The organism is Xenorhabdus ishibashii (genome assembly GCF_002632755.1).
Lineage (GTDB): Bacteria > Pseudomonadota > Gammaproteobacteria > Enterobacterales > Enterobacteriaceae > Xenorhabdus > Xenorhabdus ishibashii.
The window spans coordinates 56,387-77,437 of the sequence record NZ_NJAK01000002.1 but is presented as its reverse complement, the minus strand read 5'-3'; the positions used below and the strand labels follow the sequence as shown (position 1 = coordinate 77,437).

Here is a 21,051-nt window from a genome sequence, read left to right as displayed (position 1 = left end):
AATATCAGACCTTATTTAGAATAGGGTTAGGTTAGTTATGATCCAGCCCAAGGCTGTCCCGTAATAGATTCAGGCGCTCCAAATCGCCATCGCTGGCAGCCTGTTGGAGAGATTTCGTCGGTGTATGGATCAGACGATTCGTCAACTGGTAAGTCAATTGGTTAATGATCTGTTCAGCATCAGCACCCTGTCTGATGGACATCAATGCTTTTGCCGTCATCTCAGCCCTGATTTTCTCTGCCTGTTCTCGATATTCGCGAATTGTATTAACAGCGCCCTGAGAACGCAACCAATCCATAAAATGGCTGCTTTCTTGTTGCACAATATCTTCCGCAACAACTGCCGCCGCTTTACGTTGGGCGAGATTTTGCTGAATGATAGCCTGTAAATCATCCACGCTGTACAGATAAACATCTCTCAATTTTTCCACATCCGGTTCAATATCGCGAGGAACGGCAATGTCAATCAGCAACATTGGCTGGTTGCGACGTAATTTTAACGCCCTTTCGACCATGCCTTTACCAATGATTGGCAATGGGCTGGCGGTGGAGCTAATAACAATATCAGCTTCAGCCAATCGGGTATCGATATCTGGCAGGGAAACAACTTCGGCATTGACTTCGCTGGCAAGCATCTGTGCCCGCTCTTTTGTCCGGTTGGCGATCATCATACGATTCACGCCATGCTCTTTTAAGTGACGGGCAACCAGTTCAATCGTTTCCCCTGCTCCCACCAGCAGGATATTCAGTTGGGAAAGGGATTCGAAAATTTGCCGCGCAAGTGTACAGGCAGCAAATGCTACAGAAACGGCATTTGCGCCAATTTCCGTTTCTGTTCTGATCCGTTTAGCCACCGAGAAAGATTTTTGGAATAAGCGTTCCAGTTCACTCGACAGAGATTGATAATTTTGCGACTCAGCGAAAGCCTTTTTCACCTGTCCTAAAATTTGCGGTTCTCCCAATACAAGGGAATCCAGGCCGCTCGCAACTCGCATCAAATGGCTGACCGCTTCATTATCTAAATACCAGTAGAGGCTGCCTGTCAAATCATCGGGATTAAGCTGATGATATCCGCATAGCCAACTAACCAACTGTTGTTGAAAATTACCTTGCTGTTCAACGCTGAGATAAAGCTCTGTACGGTTGCAGGTGGACAGCACGACGCCCCCCCGCACCAGTGGCTGCTGGAGCAAGTCATCAAGCGCGAATCCTATCGTGTCAGGAGAAAAGGCCACCCGCTCACGTAAAGAAACAGGCGCTGTTTTATGGTTGATACCGAGTGCTAATAAAGTCATCTTAACTGCGTTGAGTTATCACGGGCGGCAAGATCATGATGATATTGATAATTATTTTCATAAACTCACACCCTTCATAAGGACTCTCATTGGTCGAGCATTCTACTTGATGCATCAATCCAATAAAAGTCAATCAGGTGGTTCTGCGATAATTTTGTTGAGAATTCTCAACAAAATTTCGCTAAATTACTCCCTATGATTATAGACTTGAGTAGCACACTTTAAGTTGTTGGATAAATATTGCCATATTTATAACCGACAGAGTTTTATAATAGACAGAATACTAAGTTTTCTTATCACCAAGGGTTACCGTATGAAAATATCTGCTTTTTTTCGCCTGCTTCCCCTTTCCGGTGTTTTACTGACTGCCTGTACAGTCACGCAACCCCCTATAGGTACGGGATCAGCGGATACACCACAATGGCACGCCCGTGAACAACAACTGCAAAAATTAGGGCATTACCAAACCCGAGGTTCTTTCGCTTATCTAACAAATGAAAAAAAAGTGTACGCCCGATTTTTCTGGCAACAATATTCACCCGATAATTATAAGTTATTGCTGCTCAATCCACTGGGTACAACAGAATTGGAACTATTCGTTGAACCAAACATGATTCAACTCACTGACAATAATGGTAAAAAATATCTTAGTAATGAACCTGAATCTTTAATTTACCAACTCACTAATATGAATATTCCTCTGGATAATCTGCGAAACTGGATAATCGGTTTGCCTGGTAGTGCCAAAGATTTTCAATTGGATGCAAATTACCTGCTTAAATCCGTAAGTGACCAAAAAAATGGTGAAATTTGGCGAGTCAATTATCAAGGATACGATACTTCGATCACGCCAGCCTTACCCACTCGACTGGAGCTTATGCAAGGAAACAACCGCATTAAATTAAAGATGGATAACTGGACGATTCAATAATGACTTTAACCTGGCCTTCTCCGGCAAAATTGAATTTATTTTTGTATATCACAGGACAACGACCTGATGGCTACCACGAACTGCAAACACTATTTCAATTTTTAGATTATGGTGATGAGATCACCATCTCACCACGTCAAGATAATCAGATCCGTTTACTGACTCCGGTTGCAGGCGTAGCCCATGATGACAACTTGATTGTGCGGGCAGCCCGATTATTGCAAAACCATCTATTACAAAAACGCACATTACAGAATCACCATACGAACACTCAATCCGCTACCGAATATTTAGGAGCCGACATTCGCATTGATAAATGCCTGCCAATGGGCGGAGGTCTGGGTGGGGGTTCTTCCAATGCCGCAACAATATTGATTGCCCTCAATCACCATTGGCAAGCCAATCTGTCCGATGATGAACTGGCACAACTTGGCGTATGCCTTGGGGCAGATGTCCCTGTATTTATTAAAGGCCATGCCGCTTTTGCCGAAGGCATTGGAGAAAAACTCCAGCCTGCTTTACCGGAAGAAAAATGGTTTTTAGTTGCCCACCCGGGAATTGAGATATCAACGCCGACAATCTTCACCGATCCTGAATTAAGACGAAATTCTCCGATTCGCGCTCTGCCCGCATTATTACAGGCACCATTTGCAAATGATTGTGAACCAATCGCAAGAAAACGTTTTCGTGAGGTTGAACAGCTTCTTTTATGGCTGTTAGAATATGCACCGTCACGCCTGACCGGAACCGGTGCATGTGTTTTCGGCGAGTTCGAATCAGAAGCATCGGCCCGTAAGGTGTTAAATCAAGCCCCAGAGTGGATGCAGGGCTTTGTTGCGCGTGGCGTCAACATTTCTCCGTTGCATACATTCCGCTCTGGGATACCATGTTATTGAACCAATGAGCAATATTTGTTTGATTGGTCAACAATATCTCTCTGGACGCAAGCCTGAGGTTTTTCTCGTGCCCGATATGAAGCTTTTTGCTGGTAATGCCACACCTGAACTAGCACAACGTGTTGCCAACCGCCTGTACACTAACTTGGGAGACGCTGCTGTCGGTCGTTTCAGCGACGGTGAAGTCAGTGTTCAAATCAATGAAAATGTCCGCGGTGGTGATGTTTTCATCATCCAGTCCACCTGTGCACCAACCAACGACAACCTGATGGAATTAGTTGTGATGGTCGATGCGCTACGTCGTGCTTCTGCTGGTCGTATTACCGCTGTTATTCCTTACTTCGGTTATGCTCGTCAGGATCGCCGTGTCCGTTCGGCACGTGTACCTATCACTGCCAAAGTTGTCGCTGATTTTCTGTCCAGCGTTGGTGTAGACCGTGTCCTCACTGTTGACCTACACGCTGAGCAGATCCAGGGTTTCTTTGATGTTCCGGTTGATAATGTATTTGGTAGCCCTATTCTTCTGGAAGATATGCTCCAGAAGGAGCTGGAAAACCCAATTGTTGTCTCTCCAGATATTGGCGGTGTTGTTCGCGCCCGTGCGATTGCCAAGCTGCTGAACGATACAGATATGGCTATCATTGATAAACGTCGCCCACGTGCAAACGTTTCTCAAGTGATGCATATTATTGGTGATGTTGCTGGCCGTGATTGCGTTCTGGTAGATGACATGATCGATACAGGTGGCACACTGTGCAAAGCGGCTGAGGCATTGAAAGAGCGCGGAGCGAAGCGGGTGTTTGCTTATGCAACCCACCCTATCTTCTCTGGCAATGCAGTAGAAAACATCAAAAACTCAGTGATCGATGAATTTGTGGTCTGTGACACAATTCCTCTGTCTGATGAAGTTAAGGCATTGAACAAAGTTCGCACCTTGACACTGTCTGGCATGCTTGCTGAAGCTATTCGTCGTATCAGCAATGAAGAGTCAATCTCTGCGATGTTTGAGCATTAATGTTTAAGTTTTGTGTCAATATTATGCGTTAACTTATTCAAATGATTAAATAAATCGTTGCTTGAAAACCCCGTTGCTGTATCTACAGCAGCGGGGTTTTTTGTTTATTTGATACAGTTAGCTAATGTTTTCCCTTTGAATTAATAATAACATTAATAATTTTATATTGAAAATAATTAAATTTATCAAAAAGTTACAAATGAAATACAAATTTCAATCAATAAAATAAAACGATTAAATTAACATAGAACCTAATATTAATATCCCACAAGCATTTCAATTTATCTGGTACGTCCAGTTGCCGAATGTTCTGACAATACTGGTGTCATTACATAGTTGCTGCTAACCTGTCGCACGCTTAATGGCAGTAATTTTATTTCCTTACATCACACAACAGTATTGGAAAACAGATATTATTTCTTATCTAAAAAAATAAATTACCCTAATAGGTAATCTATCAACATCCAAAGGTGAAAAGGATAATTTTCGGCTGATTGTTTTATATACACGTTTAAAGACTAAACCTTTTAAGATCACATTATCTATAAAAAATGCAAAGTCACATGGAAGTTCAATAACAGGGAACCATACTTAATGCCAGACAGCCGTTATCAATAAGTTAGCTGTCCTATATAGGTTTATTTCAATATTAAACATATCGACTTCTCTAACTCGACCGAGGAAGAGTTGTAGGGTTCTTTTGTTTAAAAAACAATACCTTACAAAATTGAGAGGTTAATTAATAACAAAAACTACTTTTTAAGGAGAGTGCCAATGAAAAAGGCATTTTTATTTACACCTGCACTGTTAGCGCTTTCAATCAATGCTATTTCTAGTGCTCATGCTTATAGTCAAGTCTATGTCTTTGGGGATAGTTTGAGTGATGGTGGGAATAACGGACGTTTTACAACAGATGGAGCTACAAGCCAGTTATATAATGAGTATATTGCTCAATACATTACGGGGACTAACCTGACTAACTCTGATGCAGGGGGAACTAATTATGCTCAAGGTAGCGCTACGGCTCTTAAACAATACAGTAAATTTAGTACGCAAGAGCAGGTAAATAGATATCTTAATGCCCATAATGGCAAAGTTGATCCTAACGGCATCTATATTCATTGGATAGGTGGTAACGACCTTGCCAAGGCTTTGGAAGACGCCTCAAAAGAAAAAGATCCACTACAAGTTCAAAAAGTTGCCACTGGCATTGTCATCACCAGCGCTACTGCATATGCAAATCAAATCAATCAACTTATCGAAAAAGGGGCTGGATTAGTTATTGCTCCAACCGTTCCTGATGTAAGCACTACTCCTAGATTTTTAGAAACATTACTTCGTCAAGCTATAATTCGCCAAGCCTTAGAATCCAAAGGTATTAAAGATCCTGAAGTTTATGATAATCTACCTGCAGACCAAAAAAAAACCATCGAACAAAAAATCAATGACACGTTGAAATCTGTTCGTGATGGCATTAATGCATATCCTACTCCTAATAGCGATTACCGCCGTCAACTTATTGAAGGTACACTGAAAAAAATTATAGAAAAATCATCTTCAGATAAAGAAACAAAAGAAGAAATAGAAGCAAAATATGAAAAACTTCTCGCTGCCTACAATAAGGCAAGTGAAGATGCATCAAAACTCACTGATCTATACAATGAGCTAGTCGACAAACTAATTAGCGAAGGAAACGGCAATATCTTGCGTGCCGATATCAATGGCTTGCTGCATGAAGTGATCGCCAATCCTCTGATTTATGGCATTCAAAATACATTAGGTTATTCTTGCGAGCAAGGTAAAAGCGCTGATAAATGTTCCTCCAACGACTCAGGATTTACCAAAGACAAAGAATTTTTATTCTCTGATCATTTCCACCCAACCCCGTTGGGTCACAAGATAATGGGCCAATACATTATCTCTATTTATAATGCGCCATCACAGGTGATGACACTGACTCAAGTCAATCGTGCCTCCGTTAAAAGTTCCCTCTCTTCCCTTGATGGTCACCTGCAACAACTGCGTAACGGTGGTAATGAACAAGGAAAAGTAGGTATCTTTGGTGGATATACTGGCAACCAAGATAAAACCTTTACACTGGGTGGTGATTATCAACTGCTAGATAACCTGCTGTTGGGTGCAATGTACTCTAACTATAAAGAGGAACGCTCACCCATAGTTGACTTTTCTTATGAAGGCCGTGGTCATGTTCTGACAGCGTATACTTTGTGGAACTATTATAATAACGGCTGGTTAAGTGGCGATGTCCATTATTCGCGCACCAATTATGATAGCCTGACCCGTACTATCCAGCTTGGTGAAGCCACCCGCAGAGAGACTGGCTCAACCACAGGTAAACAGTGGGGAGCACGCATTACCGCAGGCTGGGATATTCCTGTTACTCACTATCTGACCACCAGCCCAATCATCCAATATGTCTGGGATAAAGGTGAAGTTGATGGTTATCGTGAAGCCGGCAACAATAGGACTTCCATGCATTTTGGTGATCAGGACTACACGTCTAAAGTGGGCACTCTGGGCTGGCGCGTAGATACTAAACTAGGCCGTTTCAATCCTTATGCCTCCGTTCAGTTTAATCACCAGTTCGGTGATACAAGTTACAAACTGAGCGGTGCCATTAACTCTACCAAAACGTCTTTTGTGCAGGAAAGTGGCAAGCAAAGCACGAATTGGCGTCAATATACTGTCGGCGTGAACGCAAACCTGATCAATAACCTGCGCGGCTTTGCTTCTGTAACCCGTAATGACGGCAATACCCAAGATCCTAGCTACAATTTCAGTTTAGGTATCAACGCTAGTTTCTAAAACACCCGTCTCTAAAGAGCATTTACTCAAGAACGCAAGGCAAAATGACTGCCTTGCGTTTTTATTTAACCATTATTTAACATTGATATGCGTGCGTTAACACTTTGTTTAATTTTCGTATATGTAGATGGAAGTAGTATCGAATTGAAACAATCAGAAAATCAGCCATTAACCGAAAGGAATGAGCGAATATTCTTTTAAGTCAAGGTGTTTTGGCTGGCATGAAAATAATGCGCTGTTTTTTCAGGAGAACTACATGAAAAAAGCACTCTTTTTAGTATCAGCCACGACTGTACTACTAGCTAACCTCATGACAAATTCTTATGCCTACAACAATGTATATGTTTTTGGGGATAGTTTGAGTGATGGTGGGAATATAGGCAGATTTACGACAGATGGCAAAGACGTTGAACTCTATGATGAATATATAGCCCGAAACCTCACTGGCAAAAAATTGACACACTCTAAAAAAGACGGAACCAATTATGCCTATGGAGGAGCAGAAGCTAACGATTATGGGGATATTGTCTGGGATTATCTTGTTCACTCAACACGAAAACAACTCGATGACTATTTGCAAGCACACTCTGGACGGGCGGATCCGAATGGTGTGTATATACATTGGGTAGGAGGCAATGATATAAAGAGTGCTTTGGAAGATTTAGGAAAAGGCGATGAAAAAGCAGCGCAAAATCGTATCAATGATAATTCTGCATCCGCGGCATCGCAGATCAATCAACTCATTAAGGCTGGCGCGGGGTTAATTATTGTACCTAATGTTCCTGATATTGGTACAACCCCAAAAATTATGGAAGCAGTACTTAAAGGCGCTTTAGAAAAAAGCAAAATATCCGATGACAAAATCGCCCAAATTCTGAAACAAGTTCACGACGCTATCAACAAATACCCCACACCCAATGCGGAAATCAGAAATAAAGTCATCCAGGAAGTTTTTAAAAAGATTGCTGAAGACGCTTCTCCCCAAGATCCAGAAGCAGCGAAAAAAATTTATCGCCAATTGCTTGATGCTTATGATAATACCAGCAAAATTGCTTCCCAATTTTCCGACAAATTTAACCAAAACGAAGAAAATCAACTCATTAATGGCAATATCCTACGTGCCGATGTCAATCATCTCTTAAGGGAAGTTATTGAGAATCCAACCATCTATGGTATTACTAATACCCTTGGTTATGCCTGCCCACAAGGTGAAAGAGCTGATCTGTGTTCTTCTTCCGAGTCTGACTTTGATAAAAGCCAATCCTACTTATTCTCCGATGACCTCCATCCAACGCCTTACGCACACAAAGTCATCGGCCAGTACATTATGTCTATCTACAACGCTCCTTTACAAGTGATGGCGTTGAACCACATCAACCGCACCCCAACTACAACCGCCCTAAGCTCACTTGACGGTCACCTGCAACAGCTTCGCAATGATCATCAGGTCAAAGGTAAAGTTGGTGTATTTGGTGGTTATACAGGCGATCACAATAATACCTTCACACTGGGTAGCGATTATCAACTGACAGATAATTTGCTATTGGGAGCAACAATTTCACGTTATCGAGATGAACAAAACGTAACGTCTAATTTTAATTATGCCGCTACAGGCCATGTCATAACCGCTTACACATTATGGAACTACTATGGTAACGGATGGCTGAACGGCGATGTCCATTATTCACGTACCAATTACGACAATCTGTCACGCGCCATTCAGCTCGGTCAAGCCACTCGCAGGGAATCAGGTTCAACAATGGGCAAACAATGGGGCTGGCGGATTACAGCAGGCTGGAATATTCCAATTACTCGTTACCTGACTACCAGCCCAATCATCCAATATGCCTGGGATAAAGGAGATGTTGATGGTTATCGTGAAACAGGTAACAACAGCACTTCCATGCATTTTGCAAATCAAAGCTATCATTCCAAAGTTGGTTCGGTGGGTTGGCGAATAGATACTAAACTGGGTCGTTTCAATCCTTACGCTTCTATTTTGTTCAATCATCAATTCGATAATGAACGCTATACTCTTCGCAGCGCAATCAATGCGACCAAAACAAGTTTCGTCCAACCGGGAGAGAAACAAAATAAAAATCATATCCAATATACAGTCGGTGTTAATGCCAATCTGACCAATGATTTTCGCGCATTTGCCGCCATATCACATGAAAAAAATGATAATGAGCCGAATCATGACTACTATTTTAACCTCGGTTTCAATATCAGCTTTTAATCTACTGAACATTTAACAAGTAAGGATAAGGCGGTAACCATTACCGCCTTATTTAACATTCACTGTAGGTTAATATTGAAAATAATCACGGATGTCGATGTTTCTTACGGCGACAACGTTCATCGTAATTCTTCAGCCACCAATATTTATCAGTAACCTGTTCTCGGCCGCCAATACTGGCACCTAGCAGCCAAATAAACGCGCCAACAAATAATCCCATTAATGAGAGACTTGTCAAAAACTCAGAAAGACCAAGATTAAAGATATGGCTAAGCAACACATAAGCCAGACTAATAAACATTGCCGCCATTCCTGCTCCCATAAGAATATTGCCGAAAATGAAAGCCTTTTTACGTCTCATAACCAACCTCCAATACTTTTTGTGAACGCTAATTTGCAAATACAACGAACGCAAAAGCACGAAAGCAGATATCTTCTTTAAAATTAATTATAGCCTTATTGTATAAAAGGTTATTGCGGCAGCGATCACAAGCTGTACAAATTTAAGACTAACTTTTTACATTCCATCACAATAATCTTTGTTAAATGAGTTTTGTACTCAAGCCTTGAGATAGGTAAACTAATCTCCTTTTTGTTTTATTGCCAATAAGCGAAATTAAACCGTGAGTAACATAAAATTAATCGTTGGCCTGGCAAACCCTGGGACTGAATATGCACAGACCAGACATAATGCCGGAGCATGGTTTGTCGATTTGTTAGCACAACGCTATAACCAATCCCTGAAAGAAGAGAGTAAATTTTTTGGCTATACCGCCCGTATTAACGTTAATGGACAAGATATCCGGTTACTGGTACCAACGACTTTCATGAACCTCAGCGGTAAATCAGTCCTTGCCCTTGCTGGGTTTTACCGTATTCAGCCAGATGAAATCTTGGTTGCACATGACGAACTTGATTTACCGCCCGGTGTAGCAAAAATGAAACTGGGTGGCAGCAATGGCGGTCATAATGGCCTAAAAGACATTCAGAGCAAATTCGGTAATAACCCTAACTTCCACCGTCTGCGTATCGGCATTGGTCATCCAGGAGATAAAAATAAAGTTGTCGGTTTTGTTCTTGGCAAGCCTCCTGCCAGCGAGCAAAAACTGATTGACGATGCCATAGATGAAGCGTTGCGCTGTACTGATATCCTTATTAAGGATGGCATGAACAAAGCAATTAATCGCCTGCATGCATTTAAAGCCAGCGCCTGACTGGGAGTGCATGGCGCATCGGGCTATTGCGTGTATAATAGCGCCAATTTTATAAACTCACCGACAAGCCTATTCCTTGTTGGTTTATAAGTGATTTAAGGTGATAAATATATGGGATTCAAATGCGGTATCGTTGGCCTGCCTAACGTTGGGAAATCTACATTATTCAATGCGCTGACCAAAGCAGGTATCGAAGCAGCAAACTTCCCGTTCTGCACTATCGAGCCAAACACAGGTATTGTGCCAATGCCAGATCCACGTCTCGACCAGTTGGCTGAGATTGTTAAACCCCAACGCATCCTGCCAACCACGATGGAATTTGTAGACATTGCGGGTCTGGTAAAAGGTGCATCAAAAGGCGAAGGTTTAGGTAACCAATTCCTGACCAACATCCGTGAAACCGAAGCGATTGGCCATGTCGTGCGCTGTTTTGAAAACGACAATATTATCCACGTTTCTGGTCAGGTTGATCCTACCTCTGATATTGAAGTTATCAATACAGAACTGGCTCTGTCGGATCTGGATACCTGCGAGCGCGCTATCCATCGTATACAGAAAAAAGCTAAAGGTGGTGATAAGGATGCTAAAGCAGAGCTGGAAGTCTTAGAAAAATGCCTGCCGCATCTTGAGCAAGCAGGTATGCTGCGCTCTTTAAATCTGAGTACGGAAGAAAAAGCAATCATTCGCTATCTCAGCTTTCTGACCTTAAAACCGACCATGTACATTGCCAACGTCAATGAAGATGGTTTCGAAAATAATCCACACCTTGATACCGTTCGCGCTATTGCTGAAAAAGAAGGTTCCGTTGTTGTTCCCGTTTGTGCAGCGATTGAAGCCGATATCGCAGAGTTGGAAGATGCTGACCGCGAAGAATTTATGGCAGAATTAGGTCTGGAAGAGCCGGGCTTGAACCGTGTCATTCGTGCTGGTTACCAGTTGTTGAACCTGCAAACCTACTTTACTGCGGGCGTGAAAGAAGTTCGGGCCTGGACGATCCCTGTGGGTGCAACCGCCCCGCAGGCAGCGGGTAAAATTCATACTGATTTTGAAAAGGGCTTTATCCGTGCTCAAACTATCTCGTTTGAAGACTTCATCACTTACAAAGGTGAACAAGGCGCGAAAGAAGCGGGCAAGATGCGCGCAGAAGGGAAAGATTATATCGTTAAAGATGGCGATGTGATGAATTTCTTGTTTAATGTCTAAATTCAAATAGCTTACAAGATCCACGCAATTGCGTGGATCTTTATATGCCGTTAATTTTCCATCATTTGAGGAATAATAATATGTTTAACTCTTACTTCTTACTCTTACATATAATAAAGACACTAACAAACAAGTTTCGTAACAGGAGAAAATATAAACTAAATGAATTATCAAGTTGGATTGTGGTTATGATTGGTAGCCTATCATTTATCATCGCTGGTCATTGTGGGCTAACTATATCAGCAGTTTTGCCTGACTTTATAAAAGGAATTAATGCATCCAAGAAAATACCCGTAGATGCTTTATTAATTGCATTCATTTTGACTTTATTATCTATTAAATTTTGGTTTTATGGTGTCATTGCAAAAAAATGTCATGAGGAATTATATAAGAGATTTGACATTTGAGTAGTTTATAAAACTCTTGTGAAAAAATGAGAACTTAAACATGCTTTATCATTCAACAGACTAAGATTTTAAAATATTATTTAGTATCGGATAGAACGTTATATCGCCTCCAAAATTCTTGCTTAATCCACGACTCATAATGATTTTTATATTCAGCAAGGAAATAGAAAATGAATGTATCAAATCAACAACCCGATACAACAGAAATTGAAATCCAGTTACAACAATTGGCTGGAAAAGTGGCCAAATTAACACGACCCAATACACACAACGTAAAAACAGCGATCCCTCACTTAACGCTCTGCCATTTGGAACAACCAACCGCTCCAATTGGTTGGTTGTATGATCCGAATATTATGGTGATTGCTCAGGGGACAAAACGGGTGACGATTGGTGATCGTTCATATTATTGCGATCCCCTGCAATTATTAGTGACTTCAACAAATATTCCCACCATTACCCAGATTTACACCGCATCTGAGGAAAAACCCTTTTTTTCCTTGATGTTAAAACTTGATATTCAGGAAGTATCAAAGTTAATGGTTGAAAATAAGGTCACGATAAAGCGTCAAACGCAAGATACATGTGGATTAGCCATAACTTCTGCTACAACAAATCTGCTAAACTGTTTTAATCGTCTATTGGATATATTAAACACACCAGAAGATATTCCCGTCCTCTCTCCCCTAATACATAAAGAAATCATCTATCGGCTACTGAAAAGTGAGTTGGGAGGACGTTTACAACAAATGGCTACCCAAGAAAGCCCAAGCTACCAAATCAGCCAGGCGATTCAATGGTTGAAAGAGCACTTTACTGAACCGGTTAAAATCGAACAACTCGCCAAAATTGCCAAAATGAGTCTCTCTTCTTTTCATCATCACTTTAAGGCAGTTACTTCGATGAGTCCATTACAATACCAAAAATGGCTGCGTTTACACGAAGCAAGGCACATATTACTGACCCAACACCAGAACATGACAACCACCGCATTTCAAGTTGGCTATGAAAGCACTTCCCAATTCAATCGTGAATATAGCCGTCTTTTTGGTGAACCTCCCTGCCGAGATATAAAACAGTTTCGGGTAATTCAGACGAAGAAAATAAGTATTACTGGAGAATTAGGCAACGATTGACAATAAATAGGCACGTATCCAACCCAAATCAGTCCTAAGATAATCCTCGATTTATCAATGGAATAAAACAGAGGATTATTATGTGCCATATTTTAGTTATCAATTCAGCAAAAAATTTTGACGAATCGAAAGGAGAATTAAATAACGCATTAACCGACGTTATTAAGGATCACCTGACAGAGATAGGCCATGAAATTCAGGTAACACATGTAGATAAAGGTTACGACATCGCCGCAGAGATTAATAAATTTCTTTGGGCAGATCGTGTTATTTACCAAATGCCGGGTTGGTGGATGGGGGCACCATGGATTTTAAAGAAATATGTCGATGAGATTTTCCAGACTGGCCGCGGTACCTTATTTAAAAATGATGGACGAACCCGTCATGATCCTGCCAAAAAATATGGTTCAGGTGGCTTGATACAAGGCAAAGCCTATATGTTTTCAGTGACCTGGAATGCACCACTGGAATCATTTGAAGATCCCAATCAATTTTTTGAAGGAAAAGGCATTGACAGTGTTTACTACCCTTTTCACAAGGCAAACCAGTTTTTAGGCATGTCTCCAATACCAACATTTGCTTGTTATGATGTAATAAAAAATCCACAAATTTCTCAAGATATTCAACGATTAAAAAAACATTTATCTGCATTTTTCTAAGAAAAAATAAAGATCGTATATATCCACTTGTATATCAGGTGGATTATTATTTTTTCTAAAATAGAACCAATATAAAACCATTCAAAAAAACATAAAAAATAACATCATTAATTATCACATAAGAAATAAAACATTTTATTAACACCCTCCGAAAAATTTAACTCACCCAAAATATATTTCACTTATTTCTTGTTATTATTTTCCCATAACACAATGAAAAATAAAGATCATAATTTTTATAAACAAAATTTCAATGCGATAAGAAAATCAATAGCCAAATACACATAACACTTGTAAAAATGAGTATGTTGATGTTAACACTAGTTCTAATGTTAACACTCATCACATAATGGCTCTTTATACTGTTATTCATGTTAATCTCTAACTCTATGAGGTACACATCATGAAAAGAAAATTAGCGGCTTGTATGCTGTCATTACTTATAGGAACAGTCGTCGCAGCTAACGCAAATGCATTAGCCTGTAAGTTATTTAACCAATCTATAGATCAACAATGCGAAGCGGCATGTAACAAAATACAAAATGACATACTTAGAGGAATTTGCTTGTAACTTAGTTATAATATTTCACTAATAAAAAGCCATGATATTCTTACCATTATTTAATTCTATTCTAGCCAAAATTCTATTTTTACGTTAGAAAATTGAAGTTAGAATCCATGAAAACAATAACGGTACGGATTTTTAAAATATAATGGCGGGAGCTCTTTGGAGTGATTGATTAAACCAGCATGTAATCAAGGTCTCCCGCTATTATTTATTATAATTAAGTGGTTATTGCATCTAATTTTATTGAAAATCCTTAAGGAACTTGACCAAGATTGGGTTAAATAATTCTGGAGCCTCCCAGAACGGTGCATGACCAAGACCAGCTAAATTAAATACCTTCTTTTTCCAAAGATTTCGGTAATTGAGGCCATCAATATAGTCAAAATTAATATATGGGTCATCTGCTCCATTAACAATCACTAACGGTGTTTCTCTGGTTTCAGCCAATAATTTTTGATCTGTTGCTTGAGGAGAAAGCAAAGCCTCAAACATATACTGCCGTGCCAATCCATCTGTTCTTATCACCGCCTCAACAATAAAAGACTCATGAGGCGCATTAGCGCCATAAGTATCAGATACAAAAATTTTGATATCTTCCTCAGTAAATTCCGCCTTACCGGCAAGCCCCAAACCCGGACGAAAACCAAGAGCCACGTTATCTGCACCGACTGATACCGGAGGAGTACCGCAAATCATTAAGCCAATCATCTTCGGGAACAACGCTAACATTTCCAACCCAATATGACCACCTAATGACCAACCAAATACTACCACTCTGTTAATGCCTATTTTTTCCAGTACTTCAATGACCGTACGTGCATAACTGGGCATTGAATATGCCTGACGTGGTTCACTGGCATTTGATGAAGAACCATGCCCTGGCAAATCTAACGTCAAAACCCGATATTTCCCTTTTAATAGATTAATTTGATGACGAAATACTTCTTTACAACTCGAATTGCCATGAATGAAAAGAACAGGTAATCCCCCTCCACCAGTATCTGTTACTGCGATACCCGCATAACGGGTCTGAATGTTATAGTAATTAATGCCATTCTGTGTAGTAGTCATTATTTTCCCTCCTCAAGTATAGGGATGAGTTTAAGGAAGCGATTAAATTAGCCTTATTACAAATCATCAGTATTGAATCATCATAAAACGATAGAGATTTTACTGAATTAAGTTCTCCTGAAAGTTATTATGATTTTTTTATCCTCTGCAAGATCATGCAGTGCGCTTCCACACTTAAAATCTATCAATAACTGTATACTTTTCGTTTATTTTTTAAGGTATACAAAACACCTATCACAAATTTTCAACATTAAACTCTGAACCAGATAAGTAATGTTGTATACAAGTGAATGCAAACATTTAACATTTATGACACAACATCATCTGGTAACCACATTATGACTATAAAGAATATGGCTTCCCCAAAAGTAAAGCTCCTATTGACAGCTATTATTGCCATTGCTCTGGTCATCATGGCCATTACAGGAAAAATAGAAAATGCCAATAAACGTTTTCTTTCCATTGCTACGGCTTCCACAGGAGGAACTTACTATCCAATGGGAGTTGGTCTGGCCAATGTCTGGAGTAACCATCTGAAACAGGAAAATATTCAGGTTACGGGACAATCTTCAGCCGGTTCGATTGAAAATATTGACCTACTCCAAAAAAATGAAGCTCAACTGGCTATCTTACAGAGTTTACTCGCCGTCGAAGCCTATCAAGGTGTCCGAAATTTCAAAAACCACCCTTATCAGGATCTACGTTCTATCTCCGTTCTTTGGCCAAATGTTGAACACTTTGTTTTATTAGACGATAAAGTCAAAGATGGCACACTAAATGATATTGCCGGAACGCGTTTCTCTGTCGGGCCGCAAGCCAGCGGTACTGAACAATCTACTGTGATCATTTTGCAAGGTGTCAATCTCAACAAGCAAAATATTCATCCAGAATATCTTGGTTATGGCGATACAGTTTCAGCCATGCGGGACGGTCGTCTTGATGGTGGCGCCTTACCTGCGGGTGTACCCGCTTCAGCAGTCACAGATATGTATGCCAGTGGTGTTCCTGCACGTATTCTAAATGTGACAGATGAACAACTGAAAAAGATTAACGCTATTGCCAACTCATGGTTTCGTTTTGTTATTCAAGCGGAGACTTATCCACGGCAAAAACAGCCTATCCAAACTATTGCGCAACCCAATATTCTGATGACAACCCGCAAAATAGATGAAAAAACTATCTATGAATTAACAAAAGTGATGTTTGAAAATCAAAAAGAAGTCCATCAGATCCATAGCTCCGCAAAATACATTCTGCCTGAAAATATGCCTAATAATATAAAAAATAAATAAAACAAATATTTATATCAAATAAGTACCCACAAAAACCACAAATGTACACACTCATGTACAAACAAGGTGTGTACATAATGCAGTACATAAAAATGGATTTTTCGCACGTTAGATAGGTAAAGTTTAGAGTCATAAGTAAGGTAAAAAGGAAGCTACTATCACTATAGGACAGCAATCTGCCCTTTAACATAAATGGGCTTTTAAATCCCAATTAACAATGTTGATTAGGACTCTCGGCTCACAGACGACCTTTTTTGGAATTTTCCAAATAAGTCTCGTAGTCATTATGTTCAGTAAAAGAAGGAACCTCCGAAACTGGTGGCTCCTTAAACTAAAGAGATCCCTGTGGTTAATTTCCCCAGAATAAAGTTAAACAAGTGCACTGCTGCGATTTCAAATGACGGCTGTGAGCGGTATTTAATCGCTCCGTTTGAAACGGAAGAAGCCCAAAAGACGGGAAATCCCACCCTTAGCTAACATGTTGATTTTACTCATTTCCCGCTCAGAGCAAGAATTCTGGTTCTCTGACAGAAATAAGAGATATCAAGGGGTTGGAAGAAATTACCCAAGTAGGGAAATAACACATCAATAATATAACTCACAAATACAGTTTTAAATTGAAATATATTTTTTATCACATTTCGATAAATTAGCTTTCTTTTCACTTCACAGATTAGGAAAATTCCGATCATATATTAGGGGAAGTGATTTAGTATGAAAACAACACACTTTAGAGTCAGTGACATAAACATAGAAATTTTTTTAAATAAATGGAATGGATATGAATTTTTCAGAGTCTAAAACCAAAGAGTTCAAAAAAACAGCGACAGCTTATGTATTTGATTATGAATACAATAATGAAAAAAGTCTATTGCAGGCATTGGGTGAGCATGAAGAATTCGTTGAAGGCTCTGATTTTAAGATAAGTCAATCACATAAAATGCGGATAAAAAAACTTGAAATGGAACCAGAGAGAATTTTTGTACATATCACATTTTATGAACCGCACGCGCTGGTTCCAATTACACCAGCAATAGTATCTGAAAGTAAAAATAGTTCAAATGATGATAAAGAAAAAGACTTACACTCTATTGAAAATTATGATAATAGTCATGTTTTTATGATAATAGACGGTAAGCATATCTATACAATAAATCAAATTATTTATACCCATCAAAGAACAAGACTTGATAGAATATTTAAGACATTGGGTGTAGGTGTAAAAATAAAAGACAAGGTTAATAAAAGCACAGTAGATAAAATACAACGTGAAAAAATAAAGCATCTAGTGATAGGTGTCTCGACAACAATGAAAGTTATAGATGATATAAAAATAAAAAATAAATTATCTATTTTCGAAAAGGAAAATAATAGCGACGCTCCTTTTTACGGAATGTTATTCCTTGATCATAAAAGTAATTTTGGTCTTATTGAGTCTATCAGTGATGATATAGAATCTGTTGTCAATGAATTATCAGAAGATTTTTACATTGTAACTCGCAAGGATAACAAAATTAAAAGCTCAGAAATAAAAACAAAAAAAGACTATTACACGATACCTTACGGAACGAAAACAATAAAAGATAAATATGCAAAAGAAATTCTTATTCATTTCATAGGCACTGTAGTATAATAAAAGAATGGCATAAAATGCGGATCAGGAGGAGAACATGAATTCACAAAAAAAAGATTTTGGATACATAGCTACATTCATAGCTATACCTGTATTCGCTGTAATTATAACTTATTTTTTTCATGACAAAATAAGATATAATAAAGATCTACTTAACTTTGTAGCAAACATGTTTTCTATCTTAACAGGCTTTCTCCTATTGGTTATATCAACCTCAGGAGAAGTGGCTACTGCTACAACAAATACGTCAGAAGAAAACAGATATAATAATGAAAGAAAATTCAAAATCAGGTTTCAAAGATATTTGTTTTTATTTTTTATATATTTGGTTGTGTTATGTTTAATTTTTATTTATTACCTCACCTTACCTCAAGGTGATATAACCAAACTAATTAACACTAAACCTGAAAAAATAACTATTATTTTGGAACCATTAATATGTTTTTTCAGTATTGTAGCCTTTTCTTGTTCCTTTTTTATTCCATTTAAAATTAAAAAACTATTTGAAGAAAAAATAAAGCGACAACAAAATTAACACTAACCTCAAGCCCTCCCCGCGAGGGCTTTTTCCCATCACGCCCCCCCCTGCCTCACATTCCACACCGAATCTGCTGGCATAAGGGGCATAGTGCCCCTGTATTATTTTGACTCAGATAATCTTTGTTGCTGATTCCAGATAGAATTCTCTGGCATCTGGACACGGACAGATATAGACCGACCGATGGGGATATCAATCGGGTCACCGTCAACGTAACCCTCTTGTATATTTCTGGCGAATGTGGGTGCGCCGATGTGCTCACGATGGTAAGTCATTAATTTGATGGCGCCATCGGGCAGAACTTTGTAATCCACCCAAATCAACGGCAATTTATTTTTGCACAGCGGTATCTCAACCCCACCATCAACACCGCCCCATGCCGCATCAGCATTAAACCCCAGCACGTTTTTGATGAGATAGACGCCCTCGGACAGACGTTCAACCGTCGCGCCTTCGGATTCGTCGTTAGTGGTGAATTTACCGGTCGGGTGGATTTGGATAATAGGGGAACCTTTTTTGAGGTAACCGCTACCATCAACGGTGGTATTGCCTGTTGTCCAGACAGTATGATCTGACCAGGTATCGCCACTAATATACCTGACAATCCGCATCGCATCCGCACCAAAGTTAGGGAATATCAGATACTGCTGGTTTCCTTCATTCCAGCGCAGTTTGATGAATGAACCCCATTGTTCATCCTGATGTGACTTAGGCGTGTAACTGTAAAATCCCGTGGGTTGATCCCCGGCAATATTCCAAAGATAACCTGCATCATTGTTACCAAATAAATCATGGGAACCCACACCAAAATCACCCTGCTTGATAATCTGAGTACCGCCATACTTCAACTGCCCATCATCCTTGAGTTCCAGATACTTATTGGATTTGGAGTTCCCGACATAAATATCATTATCGCTTTTTCCCAACCAACCCTGCTTACTCTCATCCCCCACCATTATCCAGTTCCCGGACGAATGGATAACTTTTTTCACTAAATCCTGCGTGTCCGTCAAGCCAAGGTTGCCCACAAACGCCGATTTATTTGGAATATCCGCTCCGTTCTTGTTCTTATCCAGCATCGCCGCCTGCAATGCCCGTATCGACTGCAACGATACTGTTTGGCCATTCGGCAAGGTCACGTTGATTGTCCCATTCTGTGACATCCATTTGTCCATGTTCTGGAGGAACAGGGTAATGTAGCTGGTATTGGCTAAAATATGCCTGACCCCATCCGAAATGGAATTCGGAACGGTGGTCTGAATCTGGTATTTTACGTTATTCAGGGTAACGGGAATGGTATCGACCAATACCAGCTCGGTATCGGAGTTCACCGCCTGAATCATGTGGATTAAATTGTTGTTGCCTGACCGGATTAATATAATCTGTCCAGAGGCGACACCGTTGATATTCGATTTAAATTGCGTGCCCGTGCCGCGGACAATAGCCGAGCCGGACACGGTGCTAATAGTGCCTGCATAGTACATGGTGTGGTTCCTGAAGGTTGGTTTATTAAAAATGGCTAGCCTTCAATGGCGGTCAGGTCAACGATAAAACCCTCCATCAAAGGCGGTGGGCCACTCCATGTTCCCGGATCTGTTATTCCGCCGCCCCTGTAGGCAAATTCAAGCGAATATATGATTTCAATTCTGCCGTAACTGTATCTGGCTTTGAATGATTCTGCATACACATCATAGATCCATTCATCATCGTAATACGGTGGACCACCCTGAAGAAATTGCTTGTTTCTGTAGTAATGCCTGGATTGAGATTTGATTATCATGTACCCATAGCGACGCTCTGCCCCGCCAGTATGTACAAAGGGGGTGTTTTTATTACTGGATACATCAACATAAAACGGTTTCACAAATGACAATAGTTTCATAGCGGAAGAAAACATTAGTTCTCCCTTCTCGCTATATACCTCCAACCCGCTGTTACCATAAATACCCAGTTCCGATATTGGTGCAAAGAAATATTTCCCACCCGCCCCGTAAACCTCGGCAAAATTATAATATTTCGGCTGGGTGTTGCTCTCATTCGTTCCGGCTTTTCTCAAAAATCCCATTGCAGGGGATTTGTCCGATATCTGGACAAAGCCATTATCGGTATAAAATTCAATGCCAAACATA

Annotated in this window: 19 protein-coding genes; 14 read left to right on the top strand and 5 right to left on the bottom strand. The window is 40.0% G+C overall.

Annotation, left to right across the window (positions count from 1 at the left end):
- Positions 1-31 precede the first annotated feature (31 nt).
- Positions 32-1,294, bottom strand: coding sequence for a glutamyl-tRNA reductase (gene hemA / locus Xish_RS16015; RefSeq protein WP_099118832.1), 1,263 nt, complete (start codon positions 1,292-1,294; stop codon positions 32-34).
- Positions 1,295-1,607: 313 nt separating this feature from the next.
- On the opposite strand from hemA, the gene lolB reads away from it, so the two are divergent.
- The 5 genes from lolB to Xish_RS15990 all read left to right on the top strand — a co-directional run bounded on the left by lolB (position 1,608) and on the right by Xish_RS15990 (position 9,201).
- Positions 1,608-2,225 carry a lipoprotein insertase outer membrane protein LolB gene (lolB, locus tag Xish_RS16010; protein WP_099118831.1) on the top strand — a complete coding sequence of 206 codons (618 nt, stop codon included), beginning with the start codon at positions 1,608-1,610 and terminating at the stop codon, positions 2,223-2,225.
- Complete coding sequence (gene ispE / locus Xish_RS16005) at positions 2,225-3,121, top strand: 4-(cytidine 5'-diphospho)-2-C-methyl-D-erythritol kinase (protein ID WP_099118830.1); 897 nt, start codon at positions 2,225-2,227, stop codon at positions 3,119-3,121. Before lolB ends, ispE begins: the two co-directional genes overlap by 1 nt.
- Before the next feature lie 67 nt (positions 3,122-3,188).
- Positions 3,189-4,136 carry a ribose-phosphate diphosphokinase gene (prs, locus tag Xish_RS16000; RefSeq protein ID WP_141554003.1) on the top strand — a complete coding sequence of 316 codons (948 nt, stop codon included), beginning with the start codon at positions 3,189-3,191 and terminating at the stop codon, positions 4,134-4,136.
- Positions 4,137-4,910: 774 nt separating this feature from the next.
- Complete coding sequence (locus Xish_RS15995; protein ID WP_099118828.1) at positions 4,911-6,962, top strand: autotransporter outer membrane beta-barrel domain-containing protein; 2,052 nt, start codon at positions 4,911-4,913, stop codon at positions 6,960-6,962.
- A 256-nt stretch (positions 6,963-7,218) separates the two neighbouring features.
- Entirely contained in the window at positions 7,219-9,201 is a 1,983-nt protein-coding gene (locus Xish_RS15990; RefSeq protein WP_099118827.1) for an autotransporter outer membrane beta-barrel domain-containing protein, read from the top strand.
- Positions 9,202-9,286: 85 nt separating this feature from the next.
- Here the strand turns inward: Xish_RS15990 and ychH are convergent, their stop codons facing one another.
- On the bottom strand, positions 9,287-9,562 hold the full coding sequence (gene ychH, locus Xish_RS15985) for a stress-induced protein YchH (RefSeq protein WP_099118826.1): 276 nt from the start codon (positions 9,560-9,562) through the stop codon (positions 9,287-9,289).
- 262 nt (positions 9,563-9,824) lie between these two features.
- On the opposite strand from ychH, the gene pth reads away from it, so the two are divergent.
- The 6 genes from pth to Xish_RS18715 all read left to right on the top strand — a co-directional run bounded on the left by pth (position 9,825) and on the right by Xish_RS18715 (position 14,391).
- The gene (gene pth / locus Xish_RS15980; RefSeq protein WP_099118825.1) at positions 9,825-10,415 is read left to right on the top strand and encodes an aminoacyl-tRNA hydrolase; all 591 of its coding nucleotides are present in this window, start codon (positions 9,825-9,827) and stop codon (positions 10,413-10,415) included.
- Positions 10,416-10,526: 111 nt separating this feature from the next.
- Positions 10,527-11,618: a redox-regulated ATPase YchF gene (gene ychF / locus Xish_RS15975; RefSeq protein ID WP_099118824.1), complete on the top strand. Its 1,092-nt coding sequence runs from the start codon at positions 10,527-10,529 to the stop codon at positions 11,616-11,618.
- 80 nt (positions 11,619-11,698) lie between these two features.
- Complete coding sequence (locus Xish_RS15970; RefSeq protein ID WP_099118823.1) at positions 11,699-12,025, top strand: hypothetical protein; 327 nt, start codon at positions 11,699-11,701, stop codon at positions 12,023-12,025.
- A gap of 170 nt (positions 12,026-12,195) precedes the next feature.
- Entirely contained in the window at positions 12,196-13,161 is a 966-nt protein-coding gene (locus Xish_RS15965) for an AraC family transcriptional regulator (RefSeq protein WP_099118822.1), read from the top strand.
- An 80-nt stretch (positions 13,162-13,241) separates the two neighbouring features.
- Positions 13,242-13,820, top strand: coding sequence for an NAD(P)H-dependent oxidoreductase (locus Xish_RS15960; RefSeq protein ID WP_099118821.1), 579 nt, complete (start codon positions 13,242-13,244; stop codon positions 13,818-13,820).
- 403 nt (positions 13,821-14,223) lie between these two features.
- On the top strand, positions 14,224-14,391 hold the full coding sequence (locus Xish_RS18715) for a hypothetical protein (RefSeq protein ID WP_167383292.1): 168 nt from the start codon (positions 14,224-14,226) through the stop codon (positions 14,389-14,391).
- A gap of 237 nt (positions 14,392-14,628) precedes the next feature.
- Here Xish_RS18715 and Xish_RS15955 read toward each other — a convergent pair whose 3' ends face one another.
- Positions 14,629-15,459, bottom strand: coding sequence for an alpha/beta fold hydrolase (locus Xish_RS15955; RefSeq protein ID WP_099118820.1), 831 nt, complete (start codon positions 15,457-15,459; stop codon positions 14,629-14,631).
- A gap of 353 nt (positions 15,460-15,812) precedes the next feature.
- Here Xish_RS15955 and Xish_RS15950 point away from each other — a divergent pair, with 353 nt between their 5' ends.
- The 3 genes from Xish_RS15950 to Xish_RS15940 all read left to right on the top strand — a co-directional run bounded on the left by Xish_RS15950 (position 15,813) and on the right by Xish_RS15940 (position 18,919).
- A complete protein-coding gene (locus Xish_RS15950) occupies positions 15,813-16,751 on the top strand; it encodes a TAXI family TRAP transporter solute-binding subunit (RefSeq protein ID WP_099119121.1) in 939 nt (312 codons plus the stop codon).
- 781 nt (positions 16,752-17,532) lie between these two features.
- Positions 17,533-18,384, top strand: coding sequence for a hypothetical protein (locus Xish_RS15945; RefSeq protein WP_099118819.1), 852 nt, complete (start codon positions 17,533-17,535; stop codon positions 18,382-18,384).
- 37 nt (positions 18,385-18,421) lie between these two features.
- A complete protein-coding gene (locus tag Xish_RS15940; protein WP_099116368.1) occupies positions 18,422-18,919 on the top strand; it encodes a hypothetical protein in 498 nt (165 codons plus the stop codon).
- Between the two features lie 104 nt (positions 18,920-19,023).
- Here the strand turns inward: Xish_RS15940 and Xish_RS15935 are convergent, their stop codons facing one another.
- Both Xish_RS15935 and Xish_RS15930 read right to left on the bottom strand, forming a co-directional pair.
- Entirely contained in the window at positions 19,024-20,406 is a 1,383-nt protein-coding gene (locus Xish_RS15935; protein WP_099118818.1) for a phage tail fiber protein, read from the bottom strand.
- A gap of 35 nt (positions 20,407-20,441) precedes the next feature.
- Positions 20,442-21,050, bottom strand: a complete 609-nt coding sequence (locus tag Xish_RS15930; protein WP_099118817.1) for a hypothetical protein — start codon at positions 21,048-21,050, stop codon at positions 20,442-20,444.
- Position 21,051 lies beyond the last annotated feature (1 nt).

Coding starts and splice junctions, on each gene's coding strand:
- Xish_RS18715 (WP_167383292.1), top strand. CDS start 14,224: ATGAAAAGAAAATTAGCGGCTTGTATGCTGTCATTACTTATAGGAACA.
- Xish_RS15960 (WP_099118821.1), top strand. CDS start 13,242: ATGTGCCATATTTTAGTTATCAATTCAGCAAAAAATTTTGACGAATCG.
- Xish_RS15950 (WP_099119121.1), top strand. CDS start 15,813: ATGGCTTCCCCAAAAGTAAAGCTCCTATTGACAGCTATTATTGCCATT.
- hemA (WP_099118832.1), bottom strand. CDS start 1,294: ATGACTTTATTAGCACTCGGTATCAACCATAAAACAGCGCCTGTTTCT.
- Xish_RS15955 (WP_099118820.1), bottom strand. CDS start 15,459: ATGACTACTACACAGAATGGCATTAATTACTATAACATTCAGACCCGT.
- ispE (WP_099118830.1), top strand. CDS start 2,225: ATGACTTTAACCTGGCCTTCTCCGGCAAAATTGAATTTATTTTTGTAT.
- Xish_RS15995 (WP_099118828.1), top strand. CDS start 4,911: ATGAAAAAGGCATTTTTATTTACACCTGCACTGTTAGCGCTTTCAATC.
- lolB (WP_099118831.1), top strand. CDS start 1,608: ATGAAAATATCTGCTTTTTTTCGCCTGCTTCCCCTTTCCGGTGTTTTA.
- Xish_RS15970 (WP_099118823.1), top strand. CDS start 11,699: ATGTTTAACTCTTACTTCTTACTCTTACATATAATAAAGACACTAACA.
- Xish_RS15990 (WP_099118827.1), top strand. CDS start 7,219: ATGAAAAAAGCACTCTTTTTAGTATCAGCCACGACTGTACTACTAGCT.
- Xish_RS15935 (WP_099118818.1), bottom strand. CDS start 20,406: ATGTACTATGCAGGCACTATTAGCACCGTGTCCGGCTCGGCTATTGTC.
- Xish_RS15945 (WP_099118819.1), top strand. CDS start 17,533: ATGAATTTTTCAGAGTCTAAAACCAAAGAGTTCAAAAAAACAGCGACA.
- ychH (WP_099118826.1), bottom strand. CDS start 9,562: ATGAGACGTAAAAAGGCTTTCATTTTCGGCAATATTCTTATGGGAGCA.
- Xish_RS15965 (WP_099118822.1), top strand. CDS start 12,196: ATGAATGTATCAAATCAACAACCCGATACAACAGAAATTGAAATCCAG.
- Xish_RS15940 (WP_099116368.1), top strand. CDS start 18,422: ATGAATTCACAAAAAAAAGATTTTGGATACATAGCTACATTCATAGCT.
- Xish_RS15930 (WP_099118817.1), bottom strand. CDS start 21,050: ATGTTTGGCATTGAATTTTATACCGATAATGGCTTTGTCCAGATATCG.
- ychF (WP_099118824.1), top strand. CDS start 10,527: ATGGGATTCAAATGCGGTATCGTTGGCCTGCCTAACGTTGGGAAATCT.